This window comes from Ruminococcus sp. RTP21484sp1_RTP21277st1_D2_RTP21277_210401, assembly GCF_040924225.1.
In the GTDB taxonomy this organism is placed as follows: Bacteria; Bacillota; Clostridia; order Lachnospirales; family Lachnospiraceae; genus Blautia_A; species Blautia_A faecis.
In genome coordinates this window covers 64,925-85,207 of record NZ_JBCOMJ010000021.1, presented here as the reverse complement: position 1 = coordinate 85,207, position 20,283 = coordinate 64,925, and the positions used below count along the sequence as shown (strand labels likewise).

Genomic DNA, 20,283 nt, shown 5'->3' with positions numbered 1-20,283 from the left:
GTATGCTCCTGTGTAGTTGGTCTTATCCTTTGCGCACAGGCTGGTATGGGAAATATGGAAGCTGGAAACATGTACGAGATGTATGGCGTAGCAGCCGGCGTAATCGGTGGCGTTTCCCCACTTGGAGGAACTGGAATCCTTCTTGGAACCTTCGCAGGTGCAGCTGTCTGGCAGACTCTGGAAAATGGTCTGAACATGATCGGTGCACAAGTTGGTATCCAGCGAGTTGTAATCGGCGTGATCGTAGTTGCAGCCGTATTGCTGGATGTAGTTGTAAGAAACGGACAGTTTGGCAAACACAGAAAAAAATAACCGCAAGAAAACAGTATTTTTCACAGGAAAATGAAATCGACAACTGAATATGGGAGATGTAAAATAATTTCATGAAACTAAACCGCAAATGGAGAAGGCGGGTAGTTATAAAAAATAATTTTTAGGAGGATTTTTACAATGAAAAGAAAACTTTTAGCTATGGTATGTGCAGTATCTATGATCGCTTCCCTTGGAGCAGCTACTGTTTATGCATCAGATGATGTTAAGGCTACAGGCGATGAGAAAATTGCGCTGATCACAATGGACTCTATCGACCAGCACTGGATCACCCTGAACGAAGGCGCTCAGGAAGAAGCAAAAGAGCTTGGTGTAACAGTTGACTTCATGTCCCCGAATACAAAAGATGACGCTCAGCAGATCGAGTGTGTAAACAATGCAGTAGCAGGCGGTTATGATGCAATCATGGTTGCTGCAAACGGACCAGACGCTATTTCTTCCGCACTTCAGGAAGCAAAAGATCAGGGAATTAAGATCGTATATGTTGATTCCCCTGCAAATGTAGAGGCAGAAGCTACTTTCTCCACAGACAATGAGGCAGCTGGAACAACAGCAGGAGAAGAGATGAAGAAGGCGCTTGAGGATGCTGGTATTACATCTGGTAAAATCGGTATCATTAATGTAAACGCAGCTACTGATTCCTGCGTAAACCGTGAGGAAGGCTTCCGCGCAGCATTTGACGGCACAGACTTCGAGATCATGGAAACCCAGTACGGCGAAGGTGATGCTGCAAAATCCCAGAGTATCGCAGAGAACTACATTACACAGGGTGTTGTTGGTATCTTCGGATGTAATGAAGGCTCCACAACTGGTGCCGGAAATGCCATCAAAGCAGCTGGAAACGCTGACATCATCGGTGTTGGTTTTGATAAATCTGACGCGATTCTGAACCTGATCGACGACGGATATCTTCTTTGCACAATGGCTCAGAACCCAGATGTTATGGGATCTGAAGGCGTAAAAGCAGCTGTAAAAGCAATCAACGGCGAGGAACTCGGCGGAGAAGTTACAGATACAGGTGTATCTGTGATCACAAAGGATTCTGATAAATAATCTGAAATAAAAGGAATATTGTTCATGGAACGTCATGGATATGATGACGGCTGGGGCAGTAATTATAAGGAGCAAGAAACCGTCGGTTTTTCCGGCGGTTTTCTTGCTTAAAATGCTGAAATGGATTATTATTAGAAGTAAGAAAAAGTGGAGAGAGTTTCTAAAAAAATGGGGAAATTTCTTCACAGTAATCATGTAATGGGGACGGAGAACATGGAGATTTTAAAGGTAGTAATTGCAGATGATGAGGTGCGGATCTGCCAGCTGATCCAGGCACTGATCGACTGGGATTCTATGGGAATGAAGGTGGTGGGAATCGCCCACAACGGAGAGGAAGCCTGCGAAATGGTACGGCAGACACAGCCGGATATTCTGATCACAGATATCCGCATGCCAGGCTGCAGTGGCCTGGAGCTGGTAAAAAGGGTGAAGGAGCTGGATTCCGCTCTGGAAGTAATCATAATCAGCGGTTACGCCCATTTCGAGTATGCACAGCAGGCTATCAGTTACGGTGTGGGACATTATCTTCTGAAGCCGGTAAACAAGGGGGAACTGACTGCTACCCTGCAGAAATTGCAGAAAAAGATCGGGGAGCGCAAGGAGTCGGAACTGAATCATCAGGAGCTTGTAAATAAGGCGAAAAGGGATGATGACCATTTACGGGCAAATCTGATCGACCGGCTGCTGGATCAGCCGGATATGCCGGTTTCACAGGACACATTGACGAGCATTTATCATCTGAAAGCAAGACAGGGAGTGTACCAGGCGTTTTGTGTAAAAGTGGATTATGGAAGAAAGATCATTTCTGGCGGCAGAATGGATGGAACAACAGGTCTGGCTGGCGCACGAGAGATCAGCTCCACTTCCAGTGAAATCCTTATGGAAAAAGTACGTGAGGTCCTGGAACGAAATCTGAAAAAAGACAGCCGCGAATTAGTTCTTCTGATTCGTGATGACTATTGCTACGGTATTCTTAACTATCCGGAAAGTGAGAAGGAATCCATCCGCCGGAGCATGAAGAGCAGCCTTACCCAGATGGAAATCCAGAAAAATATGTTTCAGCATGTAAGCTTTTCCATGGCAGTTGGAGCTGCATACAAAGAGGCAGAGCATTTGGCTGACTCTATGCAGGAAGCCCGAAAACTGATCCAGGAAAGGCTGGTAAAAGGGGACGGACGGGTTCTTGACTGTCTGGGAAAAGCTTCAGAAATCCAGGAGAGCGAGTTGCTGAAAAAGTATCTTCGTGAGATTACTCATGCCGTAGAAATTTCCAGCATTCAGAATGCAGCAGAAGCAGTAGAGGATTTGCAGGATACGGTAAATAAGGCGAAAGAAATTCGTGGCAGCGAGATTTTTGAACTGGTGTATGCAGCAGCTGATATTTTTGCGGCAAGTATTCGGATTCCAGAGCGTACTGCTACTGTGGAGGAATTCCGTAAACAGTGTGATAAATGTGGAAAAATAGAGGAAATTTTTTCCTGTCTTGGGGATTTCCAGAAAAAATATATCCAGGAGCAGGCTGAACGCTATGAAACTGATACTATCCGCCCGGTTCGCAAGGCAAAGGAATATATCCAGAACCATTTCAGTGATCCGCTGACTTTAGAGGAAGTCAGCGAGATAGTGGGACTTAGCACTGCTTATTTCAGTGCCTTATTCAAGAAGACAGAAGGAGAAGGTTTTGCAAAATATCTGATCAACGTGAGAATGGAACAGGCCAAGCTACTCCTTCGGGAATCCAATCTTCCAGTAACAGAAATCTGCAGGAGGGTAGGATATAACGATCCGAAACATTTCACACATACCTTTGAGAAAGCGGCAGGGGTGAAACCCTCTACATATAGAAAATTGTATGGATAAATCAAAAATGAAATTTAAAGAAAAACTGAAATACATATCCAACCGGGCTCTTGTCCTGGGAACGGTAGTCTTCGGGAGTTTTATTATTCTGGCGGTAATTCAGCTGTTATTGGCATATAAAGGCGAAACACCCTGGTGGATGGCCATAATTATAACAATATTTGCAATTTTGTTTCCGATTGTATTCTGGCTGTGGATTCACCGCCCTTACATGCGCTGTGAAAAAATGACGGATCGTTTTCTGGATGGTTATATTTTTTCCGAAAAAGAAGATATGGAACTCTTGAACCTGACTCCAAGCATCCAGAAGCAGATGAAAATGGTAGACCGCATTGTGCGTTCTCCCCAGTATATGGATCTGAACAAAAGACAGGCTCAGTACCTGGCTTTGCAGAATCAGATCAATCCCCACTTTCTTTACAATACACTGGAAAGCATCCGTGGAGAAGCTATTATTGCAGGTCTGGACAGCGTTGCAGATATGACAGAAGCCCTGGCAAGATTTTTCCGTTACACCATTACCAAGGTGGAGAATCTGGTTTCTGTGGAGGAAGAACTGGATAACTGTGAGACTTATTTTGGAATTCAGAAATATCGTTTCGGGGACCGGCTGCAGCTTCATATTGATTATGATATTGCAGAGTATGAAAAGATCATGAACTGCAGAATCCCCAAACTGACGTTGCAGCCGATTCTGGAAAACAGCATTATCCATGGCGTGGAGCTGAAGGTTGGCGGTGGAAATCTTTATATCCGTTTTCAGTGTACAAAGGATCGCCTGCTCATCCGTATTTCAGACGATGGGGTGGGAATGGACGAGATGACTTTAGCAAAGCTGAACCAGAAGCTGGGCAAGTCAACCAAGGCCATTCACGACAATGAAGAAAAACAGGGCGGAATTGCTCTGGTGAATGTGAATAACAGAATCCATTTGATCTTTGGGGATGAATATGGCATGCATGTTTATTCTGTACCAGGAGAAGGAACAGATGTGGAGATCACCATCCCTATACTTACTGACGACAGACAGGTGAAAAACAGGAGCGTGTTGGTATGAGAAACGAAGTTCTCAGAATGGAGCGTGTGACGTATAAAGAGGATGAGGTTGTGAAGCTGGAGGACTTCAATCTTCAGATTTTTCAGGGAGAGATTATGGGATTTATGCCTGTTAACAGTCATGGAAAAACAGCTCTTCTGAAGCTTCTGGAACGGAATCTTCCCCTCTATGACGGTTATATTTATTATGGAGGGGAAAAGGTAAACACCTGGAAAGAGAATTACAAGGCAGCAAACAGGATCAGCATTATCCAGGAGAAAAGTTCTCTGGCAGGAAATCTGAACATTGCAGATAATATTTTTGTCCTGCGTCCGGGCTTTCGCCAGTGGGTGATCCGCACAAAGATCCTGAACCGGCAGATGGAACCTTTTTTAGAAGATATCGGAATGGACATTCCCCTTAATAAAGATGTGGAGAAGCTTTCTACTTTTGAACGGATCATTGTAGAATTGCTCCGGGCTGTGATTATGGGATATCATCTGATCGTGCTGGACGAAGTTGGAGCCCTTGTCAGTGATGATGAGTTGAAAAAGCTCCATGGAATTATCCGTCGTTATGTGAAAAAAGGGTTTTCTTTTCTTTATATCTGTTCTCATCTGGAAGAGATTTCCAGTATCTGTGACAGATGTGCGCTGTTTACCAATGGAAGAATCCAGAAGATTCTGGAAAGAGAGGAGCTGTTCAATGATCCGCCCGTAACTTACATGACGGAATATAACGACATGGTCCGTTATCATACGGAAAAAAGGGAAGGGCAGCAGGCTGCACCGGTTGTTTTTCAATGGAAGGGCTACGGAGAGGATGCAGCCTGCAATTTTTCCTTTGATGTGCATAAAGGAGAATGCCTGGCCGTACAGATTATGGATGCCAGGGGAATGGAGGAGCTACGGAAGATTCTGACCGGAGATATTTTACCGGAAAGTGGAGAAATCCTGTTGAATGGGAAGCAGACAGAGATTCCGGGAAATGGCAGGATTGCAGTAATCCAGGAACGTACTACAAAAACCATGATTTTTCCGAAACTGGATTATATGAATAATCTCTGTATTTGTCTGGCAGAAAAAGTTCCTTCAATCTGGCACAACAAACGTCTTCAGAAAAGTATTCGGAATGAATACAGTCCCATATTAGGGACAGATGTTTTTGAAATGCCGGTGGAGGAACTGAGTGAAAAGCAGAAGTATCAGCTGGTGTATACAAGAGTATTTTTGCAGAAACCGGAGATTCTGTTTTGTATTCAGCCTTTCTGCGGCGCTGATCTTGCTCACAGGATGTTTATCTGGAGTATGTTGGAAAAGTTCCTGGATAAGGGGATTTCGGTGGTGATCTTATCTTTGAATTTATCGGATTCCCTGGCTATGGCAGATCGCCTGTTGATTCTTGGGGAAAATGGGAAAAAGAAGGAAATTGTAAGAGAAAATTTCCATAAGATTACCTCGTCGGTGCCCTGGCTGCATAGGTATCCGTCAGAGAGAAAATAAAATGTATAAAACATAATACTAATAATTCGGATTGTATTTTCAAACACGCTCCAGAGCCTAAATAAGAAGCCCATGGCAACAGAAATAAAATTGCCATGGGTTTCTTTATAACTAAAATTCAATTTCAGTCAATCTTCAGAATCAGTTCCAGCACCCGTCTTGCACAGTGCTCTAATTCCGGGCGGCCAAGCTGTCCCATTTCCATGGCCTTTTTCACACGTTCTGGGAAACCAGTTCCCATTTTTACGTCATTTCCGGCCTTGATTTCTTTGTAATGCTCTGCTCTTGTCCACCAGTCAGTGGTGACCATTCCCTTGAAGCCCCACTCGCCGCGGAGAACATCTTCCAGAAGCTCACGGTTCTCAGAAGCGCGGTGACCATTGATTGCATTGTAGGAGGACATGATCGTCCATGGCTGTGCTTCTTTTACAATGATCTCGAAACCTTTCAGATAGATCTCGCGAAGTGCACGCTCGGAAACACGGGAATCGCTGTGCTTTCTGTTGGTCTCTTTGTTATTTGCTGCGAAATGCTTTACAGAAGCTGCAATGTGCTGGGACTGGATACCTTTTACCATAGCTGCGCCCATTTTTCCGGCAATCAGCGGATCCTCGGAATAGTACTCGAAGTTTCTTCCACAAAGCGGATTTCTGTGGATATTTACTGCAGGGGTAAGCCATACAGCAAGATTGTTCTCCTTCACTTCTTCGGCGCCAGCCTGTCCAACCTGCTGAACAAGAGCCGGATTCCAGGTGCAGGCAAGAAGGGTTGCACAAGGCCATGCTGTTGTGTTCATGCTGCATTCCCCGCTGATACGAAGACCGGCAGGACCGTCTGCTGTCATAATGGATGGAACACCATAATCCGGAAGATTTCCAAAGCCGAAGGTATTGGAAACACCTACGTTTGGCTGTCCTCCAAGAAGATGAATCAGATCGTCATCGCTTAACTGTTCCATAAAATCATCCAGGGAAAGCCTGCCTTCTGCTACATCAATAAACTGTTTTCTGCCAAAGTTGTCGAAAAGTGTGCCACGTGTACAGCAGCGGACTGCAGGGGTAATACCTTCCTCAGTGCCCGGCTCCATTTTCTCAAATACGCATTCGTTCATGTCATTGCATGCAGACTGTGGAAGCTCCTCAAAACTGCCGTCAGAGAGCATACGCTCTTTCAGGCTGGTTGGAACAAGATGAGCTGTCAGCTGCTTTGTGATCATATTTTCATACAGTTCCATTGTCAGGAGGCTCTCCTTAGTGTCGCGCACAGAAGTTCCAATATAGAACTTATAAGTACCTTTTTCCAGAATATATGCGGATTTCTTGATTTTTCCAAGGTCATCGTAGGAAGCCATGTCAGCCTTTGCAAAGGAAAGGCGGATCTGCTGTGTCTCACCTGGCTGAAGAAGACGGGTTTTTGCAAAAGCAGCAAGCTGGCGGGCTGGTTTCTTCAGAAGTCCCTGTGGAGCTTCGAAATAAATCTGGACAACTTCTTTTCCAGCCAGGTTACCGGTGTTGGTCACCTGAACTTCAGCGAAAATCTGATCCTCTGTTTCCCACATAGCGGTGGTGTTCAGGCAAAAGGTGGTGTAGGAAAGTCCGTATCCAAATGGATAGATTACTTTTTCCTGTGCTCCTGGAAGGGTTTCAAAATAACGGTAGCCTACATAAATATCTTCTGTATAGTTTACATAATCAAAAGACTCATGGAAGTTAGCAGTGGATGGATAATCATTTACGTCTGCAGCAAAAGTGTCAGCCAGCTTACCGGATGGATTCCCTTTGCCGGTGAGAAGCTCCGCCATGGCAAGCCCGCCTTCCATGCCACCCTGCCATCCAAGAAGAGCGGAGGAAATCCGGTCATCATTTTTTACCCAGGAAAGGTCCATGATTCCGCCGATATTGAGAACGACTACGATATCATCAAAGCGCTCTTTTACCATGGAAAGCATTGCTTTCTCCCTGGTAGTGAGATAGAAGTCGCCATCTGGGAAAACTTCGCCGGAAATTTTCGGCATGGTGGTTTCTGTATCCCATGGATTAAATTCGTTGTTGCATTCAATGCTGGAACGGTCCCAGCCCTCGCCGGAGAAACGGCTGATCACAACAACTGCAACGTCAGCAAATGCTTTTGCGCCGTCAGCAAGCTCCTGGGAAAGCTCTGGCTCTACCGTCATTCCTGGTGCGGCACCTTTTTCATACTGATGTCGGATATCGGTGCGGTAAAAATCGGATAACGGTTCGTAGATCTGAACGGCGTTTTCCTGCATTTTCAGCCCATCGTAAAGGTTGTGTACATAAGAAACCATAACATCACCGCTTCCGCCGCCGCCTTTTACATAGTCGAAGCTGCCCTTGCCGAAAAGGGCGATGCGTGTGCCCTCAACAAGAGGAAGCAGATTTTTCTCATTTTTTAAAAGAACCATACCTTCCTTGGCGGCTTCTTTGGAAAGAAGGATATGTTCTTTGCTTGCGGTAACACGGCCGCTTTCCTTAAGGGGAAGGTTTGGCTGGAATTTAACTCTGATCCATTTGTTCATTGTGGGATGTCCTCCTGTAGATAAATTTATAATTAGAAAGTTTTTTTCGTGTAGTTGCCTTGATATTGCTATTGTACTGGAAAAAGCGGTGGTGTACTAGATGGTTTATTGCTTCTTTTATAGGTCTTTCTTGATATTATAGATGAAATATTATATATTATCATAAAGAATAAATGGTATATTTTGATTTTGAACCTGTAGCATAAATGTTGTATTTTGATTTTAAACCTGCAGCATAAGTGTTGCGTATTATGGAAGTCGGGAAATTTGAGTGAAAAAAGAAGGTGAGGAATACTATGAGAGCAGAATATGAAAACGTGCTGGATGATCATTTGGGGAAAATTCATTTTACATATGTAAATACCTGGGATGAATTGTTACCGGCGCACTGGCATGAGCATTTGGAAATTATTTATGTGCTTTGCGGCGAGATTACAGCATCTATTAATGATGTGAGTTATGAGTTGGAAAAAGGGGATATTTTTCTGGTAAATTCCAATGATATCCATTATACCTACACGCATGAGGATGCCAGGTATTATCTTTTACAGATCCCGCCGGTTCATCTGGAAAGAATTTCTGCAAAGTGGAAGGGACTGAAATTTCAGGAGCTTATAAGGTCGAAATCAGCTGACGCATGTGTTCAGGGAGAACAACTGGAGAATGTGCAGCGAAAGGGACTTGTGGAGATGAGGGAGAATCGAAAGTCTACAAATCGGGCTGATGATTTGTATGATCAGTTGAGAGACGTATTTCGGAAAATTGCAGGCTTTTATGAAGGAAAAAAAGAAGGCTATCATCTTCTGGTGCTTTCTGCTGTTTACCGTTTACTTTATTTTCTTTATACAGAAGGAATCAGGAGTGAGGAAGATACAGAAAACACTCACGGCACTTTGCGAGACTTGGAGAGGATGAAGCTGTGCATGGAATTTGTCCGGGAACATTATGGGGAAAGAATTTCCCTTGCCGATGCTGCTGGGCTTTTGTCCATTACACCAGAGCATTTCTGTCGTCTTTTTCGCAAATATACAGGACAGACCTTCCTGGCTTATGTAAATCAGATCCGCATGGAGCATTTCCACACAGATCTTCTGGAGACAGATAAAAATATAACATTTCTTCTGGATAAAAACGGGATTACCAATTACAAAGGTTTTTTGCGAAAATTTAAGGAAGCTTATGGGGAATCGCCGAAGGAAGTCCGGAGAAAGAAAAAACTGAAATCTTATGATAAATAAAGTACTTGTAAATTAGCATGGACAATGTTACTATGATAAAAAGCATATTTCTTATATAGTTCATGGCACGTCAGCCATCTGATTTATCTAATTGCATTTCAGAAATTCATGCTTTTAAACCCATTAAAAATGAAAAAAGCAGGAGTTCTGAACGTGATTGGTTAACAAATAAGAGTTAATCTGTATTTTCTGACTCCTGCAAGAAAAGGAGGACCAGATTATGGTAAACAGAAACTACAAGGATACAATATTCAGAATGCTTTTTTCCGACCGTAAAAATCTGCTTTCGCTTTATAATGCGATTAACGGAACATCATATGAGAATCCGGAAGAACTGGAGATTGTGACACTAGAGAATGCTATTTATATGGGAATGAAAAATGATCTGGCATTTATTATTGGCACCAATCTTTTTCTGTATGAACATCAGTCAACCTACACACCTAATATGCCCCTGAGGGATCTTTTTTACATATCAGCAGAATACCAGAAATTGGTGAATAAGAAGTCTCTGTATTCATCGACACTGCAGAAAATCCCTGCACCAAATTTTATTGTATTCTACAACGGTATAGAGAAGACAGATGAAAGATGGGAAAATTGTCTGTCAGAAGCGTATGAGAACCTATCTGGTGAGCCGAAACTGGAGCTTAAAGTGGTAACGTTGAACATTAATGAAGGAAGAAACCGAGAACTGCTGGAACAGTGTCAGACGTTAAGAGAATATGCAGTATATGTAGCAAAGGTACGTAAGTATGCCCAATATATGGAACTAGAAGCAGCTGTGAAAAAAGCTGTGGATGAGTGCATTCAGAATGGAATTCTAAAAGATTTTCTTCAGAATAAAAGAGCGGAGGTTATCGCAGTGAGTATATTTGAGTATGATAAAGAAGAGGAAGAACGAAAGCTGAGAGAAGCCGAGTTTGAGGCTGGGGAGTTGTGTGGAATACAGAAAGGAATACAGAAAGGAATACAGCTGCGTGATAGGGAAATAGCCCAGTCATTGATGAAAAAAGGGATGACTGCAGCGGAGATTGCAGATATTCTTGAGATTAGTGAGAATGATGTTATAAAAATGCGGGAATGATTTTTCAAACAAGCTCCAGAACCCAAAAGCAGGACAGCCTTAAATTCTTTATGTAAAGGTCTGTCCTGCCAGTTGGAAGCTGACGCATTATAACTGCGCTTTATTTTTTACCAGCATTTCATGAATGATATTCTGTGTATAAGCACCCAGATGTTTTTTGTCCTCTTTTTCCAGCTGGTCTATGTAGATTGGTTTGCCATATTCCAGGATAACGTGGGTTTTCTTAACTCTTGGAAAATGGTTTTCCCAGATATCAGCGGAGCCGCTGATCGCCATCGGGATGATCGGACAGTTTGTCTTTGCGGCAATTTTGAAGCTGCCCTCATGGAATGGAAGCATGTCCAGTTCATCTTCATTTTTGTTTCGTGTACCCTCTGGGAAAATGCAGATGGAAATGCCGGATTTCACTTTCTCAATAGCAGTGAGAATGGTTTTCAGGCCCTGCTTCAGGTCATTACGGTCAAGAAACAGGCAGTGAAGACGTTTCATCCAGGTAGAAAGCAGAGGAACCTTTTCCATCTCTTTTTTTGCGATATAGCCGGTACGGATGGGGCAGCGTGGATAAGTGATCGGTACATCAAAAAAGCTTCTGTGATTTCCGATATAAAGAACCGGCACATCAGTTGGTACATTTTCCTCTCCGATAACAGTCAGCTTCACACCGGATATCCACAGGATAAAACGAAATACTGCCTGAACGATCCGAAGAGAGCTGATTTCCTTTGCCATAGGATTGAATTTGCCGATGATCCATTCTACAAAGAGAATGGGAATGGATAAAATCAGGAATCCAACCACTACAATCACGCATAAAATAAAACGAATCATATGATTTTCCTTTCTTTGATCTGTGCCTCATGCGTAGGAAGCATGTTTTGGCATATTGTTTATGTCTATTATATGTAATTTGAAAAATTCTTGCAATAAATCTTTTTTATTCCTCATACAATAAAATAAATGGAGATTGCTGTTTGCTGTGTTTAAAGGCTGAGCATCAGATGAACAGCAACGAGACATCTGAGGTGGCAGAATGAAAAAAACAAAAGCAGTTCTTCTGGGAGTAATTTTGTGGTCACTGCTTTTGATCAGTGGATGCAATTTTATCCGCATTGAGGAAGAGCCGCGGAAGCCTCTGGAGTATTCCATTGTAAAAAATGAAGAGATACCGGCAGAACTGGCTGCCCTGATACAGGAGAAAAAGAAGAATGAATTTCAGCTGACCTATCAATGTGAAAAAGACCTGTTTCTTGTAAAAGGATACGGGGAGCAAATGAGCGGAGGTTACAGTATTTCTGTGGAAGAACTGGGGTGGACTTCCCAGGCTGTTTTTTTCCGGACAATGCTGCTGGGGCCATCAGACGAGAAAATAACGATCAGTCCGCCTTCCTATCCTTACATCGTGGTGAAGACGGAATACCGAAAAGAACCTGTGATTTTTGAACGCTTTACTGAAAAAAGCGAAAATGATGCAATATAGCAGTCTGGTGAAAAAGGAGTGGAAAATCGTGGAATTAAGAAAAGAAAGTGTGCAGATGCTTCAGATAAAAAGCCGTGCAGCCAGCCAGGTAACGTTTGATACAGATTATAATGTACCAGATGCAAAGCCGGATGTGGGCCGACTGATCCAGAACAAGGGTGACGTTTCCATGGATGAAGTGCGTCTTAGCGAAGGAAAGGCATTTATCAGCGGAAACCTGAACGTGGATATTCTCTATGTGGGGGAAGAAAACCAGAAGGTGAGCAGTCTGGGGGCAAAACTGCCTTTTGATGAGACTTTGAACCTGGAAGGGATTGCAAGTGGGGATAAAATGTGCCTGAAGTGGGAGATTGAGGATCTCAGCGTGCACATGATTCATTCCCGAAAACTAAACATAAAAGCAATTGTCACCTTTTATGCAGTGGTAGATGAAATGGCAGGGATTCAGCTTCCGGTGGAAATCAGTGAGGAGGGAATTTCAGTAAAAAGGAAGAAAGTCCGTTTAATGAGTCTTATGGTACATAAAAAGGACACTATGCGGATTAAGGATGAAGTGACTTTAGTGTCCAATAAACCGAACATTGAACAGCTTTTGTGGTATACCATCGATGTCCGTGGAATGGATCTGCGTCCAGAGGATAATGTGGTGAAGGCAAGAGGGGAGCTGTCAGTTTTTGTCCTGTATTCGGGAGAAGATGAGGAAAATCCGCTTCAGTGGGCAGAGTATGTGCTTCCGTTTAATACGGAAGTGGAGTGTACTGGTTGTATGGGAGAGATGATTCCAAATATTGGCTTTTCCGTTATGCATCAGAGCATTGAAGTAAAACCGGATTCCGATGGGGAAGAACGGGTAATGAGTGTAGACACGGTGCTGGAACTGGATATGAAGCTTTACCGCGAAGAAGAGCATGACCTGATTCTGGATGTGTACTCGCCTTTGAAAGAATGCATTCCTCAGGGAAAAGAGATGTGTCTGGAAAGCCTCCTGGTACGGAATGACTCCAAATGCCGCGTATCTGACCGTATTGAACTGAAGGAAAGCCAGGGGAAAATCCTGCAGATCTGTCACAGCCAGGGACGTGTAAAGGTTGAGAAAACGAAAATTGTAGAAAATGGAATCCAGGCTGATGGAATTGTATTTATGAAAATTCTGTATATTACAGGAAATGATGAAATGCCATTCTATTCTGTTGATGGAATGATCCCTTTTTCCCATATAATTGAGGCAAACGGGATCAACGAGGACAGTATCTTTTTTCTGCAGGCAGATCTGGAACAGCTGTCAACGTCTATGATCGACAGCAATGAGATTGAGGTGAAGGCTGTGATCAGTCTCAATGTGCTGGTGCTTCAGTGTGAAAACCGGATGATCATAAGCAAAGTGGAGGAGCGTCCCCTTGATATGGAGAAAATCCAGGCAATGCCGGGAATCACGGTGTATGTGGTGAAAAATGGGGATTCTATGTGGGATATTGCGAAAAGATTTTATACTACAGTGGAGGAAATCTGTGAGCTGAATGAACTGGAAGAGGACAGAGTTGTGCCTGGAATGCCGCTGCTGTTGGTGAAGAAGGTGGAAGGGTAAGGTTGCTTTCTGTTTACTGCATATATTTGGAGAAAACCTTTTCAAACATGCTCTGGTCACGTTGTGGACAGTAACGATATATATAGAATGAGAAATTTCCTCGCATAAATGTATTGAAAAAAATACAAAAATATTTTACAATAAAAGCATTGATAAAATTGTATACAAAGTACAAAGAAACTGCTGCTCTTAGAGCCTGCCAGAGGTTTTATGTGAGCGGCAGCTACAAGCGGAGGAAATTATGCGTTTACGTGCACTTGCAAAGATAAATCTGGGACTTGACGTGGTTGGAAAACGTGATGACGGATATCACGAAGTCCGTATGATCATGCAGACCATACAGATGTATGACGTGCTTGAAATTGAGAAAAAAAAGGAGCCGGGAATTGTCCTTACCACGAACATTCCTTACGTTCCTACTGACGAGCGGAATCTTGTATATAAAGCGGCGAAAATGTTAATGGATGAGTTTGATATAAAAGAGGGGCTTACCATGAATCTGGAGAAGTTTATCCCGGTAGCAGCCGGCATGGCTGGTGGAAGCTCTGATGCGGCAGCTGCTTTTGTTGGAGTGAACCGCCTGTTTGGACTGGGACTTTCTGAGGAAGAGCTGATGAAGCGTGCTGTGAAGGTTGGAGCGGATGTTCCTTATTGTGTGATGCGCGGAACTGCTCTTGCAGAGGGAATCGGGGAGAAGCTGACCAGACTTCCCAGAGTACCTTACTGCTATGTTCTGGTGGGAAAACCAGGAGTAAATGTTTCAACCAAGACTGCTTATGAGAACCTGAAACTGGACGATCCTGTTGTGGTTCATCCGGATATCGATGGTATGGTGACAGCTGTCAGAAATGGTGATCTTGATGGAATGATTTCCAGAATGGGAAATGTATTTGAACCGGGAATTATCAGCAAATATCCTGTGATCCAGGAAATCAAAGATCTGATGGAGAGCAACGGAGCACGTAAGGCCATGATGAGCGGAAGTGGTCCTACTGTATTTGGCATTTTTGATGATAAGGAGAAAATGGATCGGGCAGCAGCTGTTCTCAGGGAGAGCAGACTTGCGAAGACTGTTTTTGCCACAGATGTTTTTTAGCGGAGGAAAATACAAATGACAAGTGATTTTACAGTGCATATGGATGAGTATCTTCCACTTAGGGAGGTCGTTTTTAACACATTGCGTCAGGCAATCCTGAAGGGAGAACTGAAGCCGGGCGAAAGACTTATGGAGATTGCCCTTGCGGAGAAGCTTGGGGTGAGCAGAACTCCTATCCGGGAGGCCATGCGTAAGCTGGAACTGGAAGGGCTGGTTGTGATGATCCCGAGACGTGGAGCCCAGGTTGCCAATATTACAGAGAAGGATCTGAATGACGTTCTGGAGGTCAGGATCACTCTGGAAAATATGGCCATTGAGAAGGCCTGTGCTAATATGACAGATGCGGATATCCGGAAGCTGGAGCAGGCGGCTGAGGTTTTCCAGACCAGTACGGCGGAAGGCGACCTGGTAAAGATGGCTGAGGCGGATGTGAATTTCCATGAGGTAATTTATGAAGCTGCTGATAATAAAAGACTGATGCAGGTTCTGAATAATCTTCGCGAGCAGATCTACAGATATCGTGTAGAATATTTGAAAGAGGATGAGTCCAGAAACCGTCTGGTGAAAGAGCATGAGAAAATTACCAGAGCGATTAAGGAACGGGACGTGAAAGCGGCACAGGAGCTGTCTTTTGAACATCTGGAAAATCAGCGGATGGGAATTATTCAGGCGATTCGGGCAGAAGAGTAAACTGAGTGGTTTTCTGGGAGCGGAGCGGGCACATCCTGCCCGCGTTCCTCTTTTTGGGAAGTTGAGAGAAAATGAATATAATTGTTTTTATGGGAGATACTGGGAGAGATAACCAGTGTCTTTTTTTGTGTAATGGGAAATTTCGTTGAAATTTTCCATTACAAAAAAAAACTACCGGGCAGGATCGCACTGCGGCGAAATGAAAGATGTCGTCCGAAGCGACCCGCCGCAGGTGGAGAATCCTGCAGGCAGGATTTTCTTTTGTTGCCTGAAAATGGAAAAGAGGAGCAGTGTTGGATAAAAATGATAATATTGTTATGATTTCAAAGGATATTCGAGAAAATGAACGGTATATAAGAGAACGTCTGACAGATTGTGGAGATATTCAGATCCGGAAGATGCGGCTGGGGGATGAGCGGAAGGTTGACTGTCTGATGGTCTATATTGAGGTAGCGACTTCCAATATGATGCTGGAAGACTCTGCCATTGGAAAAATGGTGGGGCATTTCTGGGAGATTTCGCCTGGGGAGATGCAGGAATTTGTGGAGTATAACAGTCTGGGAATTGCGGATGTAAAGAAGCTGACTGACATGGAGCAGGTGTTCGCAGGGCTGCTTGCCGGAAATGCGGTTTTCTTTATGGACGGATTTGACCAGGCCATGAAAATTTCCAGTGCCGGTTATCCAAGCATGGGGGTAACAGAAGTGGAGATGGAGAAGGTTCTGCGAGGTTCCAGGGAAGGCTTCTCTGATTCTGTGAAAATAAATTCTGCACTGATCCGGAAGCGGCTTCGGGATACCAGATTAAAGGTAGTGGAATTTTATATTGGGGAGAGATCACATACACTGGTTCAGATGGTATACATGGAAGATCTGGTGCAGGAGGAATTTCTGGAACAGGTGAAAGAGCGGTTGGGAGAGTTTCGAGTTGATGGAATCCTGGACAGCGGAATGCTGGAACAGCTGACGGAGGATTCCTGGTTTTCCCCTTTTCCGCAGTACCAGACTACGGAAAGACCGGATCGTGCAGCGCAGGAAATTTTAAATGGAAAAGCAGTGCTTCTCTGTGATAATTCTCCGTCAGCGCTTATTTTGCCAGGGGTTTTTCACAGCTTTATGGAAAGCAGCGAGGACTGGTATAACCGATTTGAAATGGCATCATTTCTTCGAATACTGCGCTATGTGGCACTGGCAGCTGCTACGTTGCTGCCGGGACTTTATCTTGCAGTGATCCGGTTTCACACGCAGATTCTTCCTACGAATATGCTTCTGTCCTTTGCCCAGGCAAGAGAAGGCGTGCCATTTTCCAGCATTGCGGAGCTTGTTCTGCTGGAATTATCCTTTGAACTGATTCGGGAGGCTGGTGTACGGATTCCGGGAGCGCTGGGAAATGCTATGGGAATTGTGGGAGGACTGATCGTGGGATCTGCTGCTGTGGAAGCGAATCTTGTAAGCCCGATCGTGGTCATGGTTGTGGCGATCACGGCACTTGGTTCTCTTGCAATCCCTAATGAAGAATTTGCCTCGGCATTTCGGATGCTTAAATATTTCTTTTTGTTTTTGGGAGGATATCTGGGGATTTTTGGAATTGTGACAGGAGTATATCTGACAGTATCACATCTGGCAGGACTTCTCAGCTTTGGAGTTCCATACCTGTCGCCCTTTGTCAAACAAAGTACGGATAATGGGACTGGAAGCAAAATTGTGAGAGTGCCATTTAAAAAGAGATGGAGGCGCCCTCCATATGCCAGAAAAAATGAGCGAGTGAGACTGCAAAAAATCCGCAATAAGAACAGGAAGGAAAGGTAACCGAAGTAAATGAAATTTGCAGAAAATAATCGAATCTCCCAGCGGCAGCTCTACAGGCAGATTGTGATTGCGTTTATTGCACCATTAATATTATGCCTTTTCGAAAACAGAAAAACTCTGGGGCTTGGTGGGCTGGCAGGGACTGCAGCAGCCCTTGCAGCTGTGCTGTTTTATGTGATTTTCCTCATCCGTCTTCGTTATGCTTTTGCCAGGCCCTGCAAAACAGCCGGTGTGGTGTGGGGACGGCTGACAGCGTTGTTTTTTCTTATATACTGTATTTTTGGAGCCGCATTTCTTTTGAACCTTCTGGGAGAAATTGTTGCAGTTAGTCTGGGAACAGGTATAGGAAAAAAATGGCTATGTCTGATCACATTGCTGGTTTGCAGTCTGGGCACGCAAAAGGGGATTCAGAGGCGAGGCAGAATGGGAGAAGTGTCAGGAGGCGTGGTACTTGCAGCGGTTATGCTTATGTTAGTCCTGGCTGTGGGACAGGGAAAATGGGAGTATTTTCAGGAAATGGTATGGAATTCCTCTTTCTCAGGAAGAAAAATTCTGGAAAGTGGATATGATGTGATATGTGCATTTTCCGGATTGGGGCTGCTTCCCTTTGCACTGAACTGTGTAGGAAACAGTAAAGATACAGGGAAAACTGTAAGCCTTGCCGTTTTTACCCTGGGAATTTTGCTTATTCTGACGGAATTGCTGCTTCCTTCTGTATTTGGATGGGGGCGGCTGAAATATGAAAGCTGTCCGATTTTGCCGCTTCTGTCAGGTGCGGAGCTTCCAGGGAATGTATTGGCAAGATTTGATGTCCTCTGGATGGGATTTCTTTTATACAGCCTTTTATTTTCTATTGGAAGTTTTCTGCATTATGGTCATTTAATTGTGGAAAAAGCAGATATGGGAACTGGAAAGCTGTGGATATCCATTCTGGTTTTTGCCGGAGCTGTGTGGGATATTGAAAGATGGGGAATCCGGAATAGTTTTCCATTATATTTGAAATATATTTTTGTGCCCGGAATGCTGGTGCTTCAGATTATGTTTTTTATGACAGGCAAAAAGAAGTGGAAAAAGAAGCTTGCTGCAGCGTGTGTCAGTACATTGTTTCTGTTAACCGGCTGTGGTGGTGTGGAACCGGAGAAACGCATGTATCCGCTTGCACTTGGAGCTGATATTACAGAGGGGAAATATCTGCTGACTTACGGAATTCCGGATCTTCCAAAATCTACAGGACAGGAAAAAGACGGGGAAGACCAGGGGAATGCTGCTCCGTCGATTCAGGGAGAAACTTTCCGTGAGATTGAAAATATATACAGCCGGACACAGGAAAAATATCTGGATATGGGACATCTGGAAATTCTGGTTCTTGGAGAGAGTCTGTTGGATGGAGGGCGTTGGGAGCAGGTTCTCGAGTATCTGAAGCAGGAGCCGACTATAGGTGAAAATGTTTATGTGTTTCGCTGTGCTGCGGCATCTGAAGCAGTAGCCTGGGTAAGCCCTCAGGACGTTTCTCTGGGAGAGTATCTTCTTGGGCTGCTGGAAAATAATCCAAATGGAAGCCCGGGACAGGCAGTAACGCTTCGTGAGGTTTATCATGAGTTTTATGAACGTGGTGCTTTGTCTGAATTGCCAGAACTGAAAATTTATGGAAAGGAATTGGAAGTGAAATTTTAGCCGAATCTCCCACAAATTGTGACGCACATCTTGCAGAAAGCCTTTTTCAGACACGCTCCAGGGAAGCTGCGAAAAGCAATAAGCAGTGGGAATAAATGTGATTATTCCGGGCCGGGACAGGGAATACTTTTGTTAAGAAAAATATGGGAGGTACTTTTATGCTTTGTCTGAGAAAAAACAAATATCATATAGCGGCAGCACTTCTGACAGCAGTATTACTTTGCCCGGGCAGTGAAAATTTTAATAAAAATTCTAACCTTCTTGCGTGGTGGGGAACCATTTATCCCCAGTTCTGTTTTATGGAAGCACCGAGGACGGAGAACGGTCAGAAAGCGGAGCCAAGATTTCATTTCTGGATTGTGGATACACTTAACGCTTTGATGTAGTACAAGCACTTGCACCGCCGCTCCTTTGGTGTTAAAATGAAATACAGATTGCGAATATCGCTTGACTATGAATTTGGAGATAGATGAATGAAAATAGACAGAGATGCGCCTGTTGGTGTGTTTGATTCCGGTATTGGCGGACTTACTGTGGCAAGGGAGATCATGCGGAATCTTCCAGCAGAGAAAATCGTGTATTTCGGTGATACTGCCAGGGTTCCATACGGAAGTAAATCCAAGGAAACGATTATAAGATATTCACGTCAGATTATCCGTTTCCTGAAAGAACAGCAGGTAAAGGCAATAGTGGTAGCGTGTAATACAGCCAGTGCATTTGCCCTGGATGCAGTCCGGGAAGAATTTGATATTCCTATTCTAGGGGTGATTGAAGCCGGGGCGAAGGTAGCTGCGCAGGTTACCAGAAATAAACGGGTGGGAATCATCGGTACCGAAGGTACTGTTGGAAGTGGAATCCACGCGGAGGTTCTGAAAAAGATCAATCCGGAGATTACAGTGATCGGAAAGCCATGCCCCTTATTTGTACCGTTGGTAGAGGAAGGCTGGACTCATGATCCGGTAACAGTGGAAGTCGCCAGCAGATATCTGAGGGAATTACAGGAAAAAGATATTGATACACTGATCCTTGGCTGTACCCATTATCCACTGCTCCGTTCTACCATCGGACAGATCATGGGAGAGGGTGTTACTTTGGTGAACCCGGCGTATGAGACGGCACTGGAGCTTGGCAGACTTCTGAAAGAGCAGAATATGCAGAGCACCGGACAGGGACAGTCTGATTTCCCATATCGTTTCTATGTGAGCGATCTGGCAGAGAAATTCAAGGGCTTTGCCAATTCAATCCTGCCCTTTGATGTAGAGAAAACACAGAAAATCGATATTGAGAAATATTAAAAAGAGATGGAAAAAA

The 20,283-nt window shown here is 44.1% G+C and carries 17 protein-coding genes and 2 pseudogenes; 16 read left to right on the top strand and 3 right to left on the bottom strand.

The features are described 5' to 3' along the window. The 5 genes and pseudogenes from AB5706_RS14465 to AB5706_RS14445 all read left to right on the top strand — a co-directional run. Positions 1-312: pseudogene (locus AB5706_RS14465) on the top strand (ABC transporter permease); the annotation flags it as partial. Between the two features lie 138 nt (positions 313-450). Beyond that, positions 451-1,383 (top strand): ABC transporter substrate-binding protein, encoded by a 933-nt coding sequence (locus tag AB5706_RS14460; RefSeq protein WP_148461524.1) that lies wholly within the window; start codon positions 451-453, stop codon positions 1,381-1,383. 213 nt (positions 1,384-1,596) lie between these two features. Beyond that, positions 1,597-3,243 (top strand): response regulator, encoded by a 1,647-nt coding sequence (locus tag AB5706_RS14455; RefSeq protein ID WP_173715745.1) that lies wholly within the window; start codon positions 1,597-1,599, stop codon positions 3,241-3,243. Between the two features lie 7 nt (positions 3,244-3,250). Continuing rightward, entirely contained in the window at positions 3,251-4,300 is a 1,050-nt protein-coding gene (locus AB5706_RS14450) for a sensor histidine kinase (RefSeq protein ID WP_148461526.1), read from the top strand. Then, entirely contained in the window at positions 4,297-5,781 is a 1,485-nt protein-coding gene (locus AB5706_RS14445; protein WP_173715746.1) for an ATP-binding cassette domain-containing protein, read from the top strand. The genes AB5706_RS14450 and AB5706_RS14445 overlap by 4 nt, the downstream gene beginning before the upstream one ends. 124 nt (positions 5,782-5,905) lie before the next feature. Here the strand turns inward: AB5706_RS14445 and AB5706_RS14440 are convergent, their stop codons facing one another. After that, the gene (locus AB5706_RS14440) at positions 5,906-8,317 is read right to left on the bottom strand and encodes a glycoside hydrolase family 3 C-terminal domain-containing protein (protein ID WP_368366149.1); all 2,412 of its coding nucleotides are present in this window, start codon (positions 8,315-8,317) and stop codon (positions 5,906-5,908) included. Positions 8,318-8,613: 296 nt separating this feature from the next. Here AB5706_RS14440 and AB5706_RS14435 point away from each other — a divergent pair, with 296 nt between their 5' ends. Both AB5706_RS14435 and AB5706_RS14430 read left to right on the top strand, forming a co-directional pair. After that, positions 8,614-9,555, top strand: a complete 942-nt coding sequence (locus AB5706_RS14435) for an AraC family transcriptional regulator (RefSeq protein ID WP_173770787.1) — start codon at positions 8,614-8,616, stop codon at positions 9,553-9,555. A 220-nt stretch (positions 9,556-9,775) separates the two neighbouring features. Next, on the top strand, positions 9,776-10,642 hold the full coding sequence (locus tag AB5706_RS14430; RefSeq protein WP_368361334.1) for an RpnC/YadD family protein: 867 nt from the start codon (positions 9,776-9,778) through the stop codon (positions 10,640-10,642). An 87-nt stretch (positions 10,643-10,729) separates the two neighbouring features. Here the strand turns inward: AB5706_RS14430 and AB5706_RS14425 are convergent, their stop codons facing one another. After that, on the bottom strand, positions 10,730-11,470 hold the full coding sequence (locus AB5706_RS14425) for a lysophospholipid acyltransferase family protein (protein WP_118577600.1): 741 nt from the start codon (positions 11,468-11,470) through the stop codon (positions 10,730-10,732). A gap of 202 nt (positions 11,471-11,672) precedes the next feature. Between AB5706_RS14425 and AB5706_RS14420 the strand changes: the two genes are divergently transcribed. From AB5706_RS14420 to AB5706_RS14395, 6 genes are all read left to right on the top strand, one after another. Then, the gene (locus AB5706_RS14420; RefSeq protein ID WP_118577599.1) at positions 11,673-12,119 is read left to right on the top strand and encodes a protease complex subunit PrcB family protein; all 447 of its coding nucleotides are present in this window, start codon (positions 11,673-11,675) and stop codon (positions 12,117-12,119) included. A 28-nt stretch (positions 12,120-12,147) separates the two neighbouring features. Next, the gene (locus AB5706_RS14415) at positions 12,148-13,704 is read left to right on the top strand and encodes a DUF3794 and LysM peptidoglycan-binding domain-containing protein (RefSeq protein WP_173734781.1); all 1,557 of its coding nucleotides are present in this window, start codon (positions 12,148-12,150) and stop codon (positions 13,702-13,704) included. Between the two features lie 241 nt (positions 13,705-13,945). After that, on the top strand, positions 13,946-14,800 hold the full coding sequence (gene ispE, locus AB5706_RS14410) for a 4-(cytidine 5'-diphospho)-2-C-methyl-D-erythritol kinase (RefSeq protein ID WP_118577597.1): 855 nt from the start codon (positions 13,946-13,948) through the stop codon (positions 14,798-14,800). 15 nt (positions 14,801-14,815) lie between these two features. Further along, positions 14,816-15,490 carry a GntR family transcriptional regulator gene (locus AB5706_RS14405; protein WP_118577596.1) on the top strand — a complete coding sequence of 225 codons (675 nt, stop codon included), beginning with the start codon at positions 14,816-14,818 and terminating at the stop codon, positions 15,488-15,490. Between the two features lie 293 nt (positions 15,491-15,783). Further along, on the top strand, positions 15,784-17,298 hold the full coding sequence (locus AB5706_RS14400) for a spore germination protein (protein ID WP_368366148.1): 1,515 nt from the start codon (positions 15,784-15,786) through the stop codon (positions 17,296-17,298). A 9-nt stretch (positions 17,299-17,307) separates the two neighbouring features. Beyond that, entirely contained in the window at positions 17,308-18,972 is a 1,665-nt protein-coding gene (locus AB5706_RS14395) for a GerAB/ArcD/ProY family transporter (RefSeq protein WP_368366147.1), read from the top strand. Here AB5706_RS14395 and AB5706_RS23160 read toward each other — a convergent pair. Continuing rightward, complete coding sequence (locus AB5706_RS23160) at positions 18,969-19,022, bottom strand: DUF6783 domain-containing protein (protein WP_465220659.1); 54 nt, start codon at positions 19,020-19,022, stop codon at positions 18,969-18,971. The two genes, AB5706_RS14395 and AB5706_RS23160, sit on opposite strands and share 4 nt — an antisense overlap. Between AB5706_RS23160 and AB5706_RS23155 the strand changes: the two are divergent. The 3 genes and pseudogenes from AB5706_RS23155 to murI all read left to right on the top strand — a co-directional run. Beyond that, a pseudogene (locus AB5706_RS23155) lies at positions 19,005-19,067 on the top strand (hypothetical protein); the annotation flags it as partial. The gene AB5706_RS23160 and the pseudogene AB5706_RS23155 sit on opposite strands and share 18 nt — an antisense overlap. A 63-nt stretch (positions 19,068-19,130) precedes the next feature. Next, the gene (locus AB5706_RS14385; protein WP_368366146.1) at positions 19,131-19,358 is read left to right on the top strand and encodes a hypothetical protein; all 228 of its coding nucleotides are present in this window, start codon (positions 19,131-19,133) and stop codon (positions 19,356-19,358) included. Between the two features lie 87 nt (positions 19,359-19,445). Beyond that, a complete protein-coding gene (gene murI, locus AB5706_RS14380; protein ID WP_472515484.1) occupies positions 19,446-20,267 on the top strand; it encodes a glutamate racemase in 822 nt (273 codons plus the stop codon). Positions 20,268-20,283 lie beyond the last annotated feature (16 nt).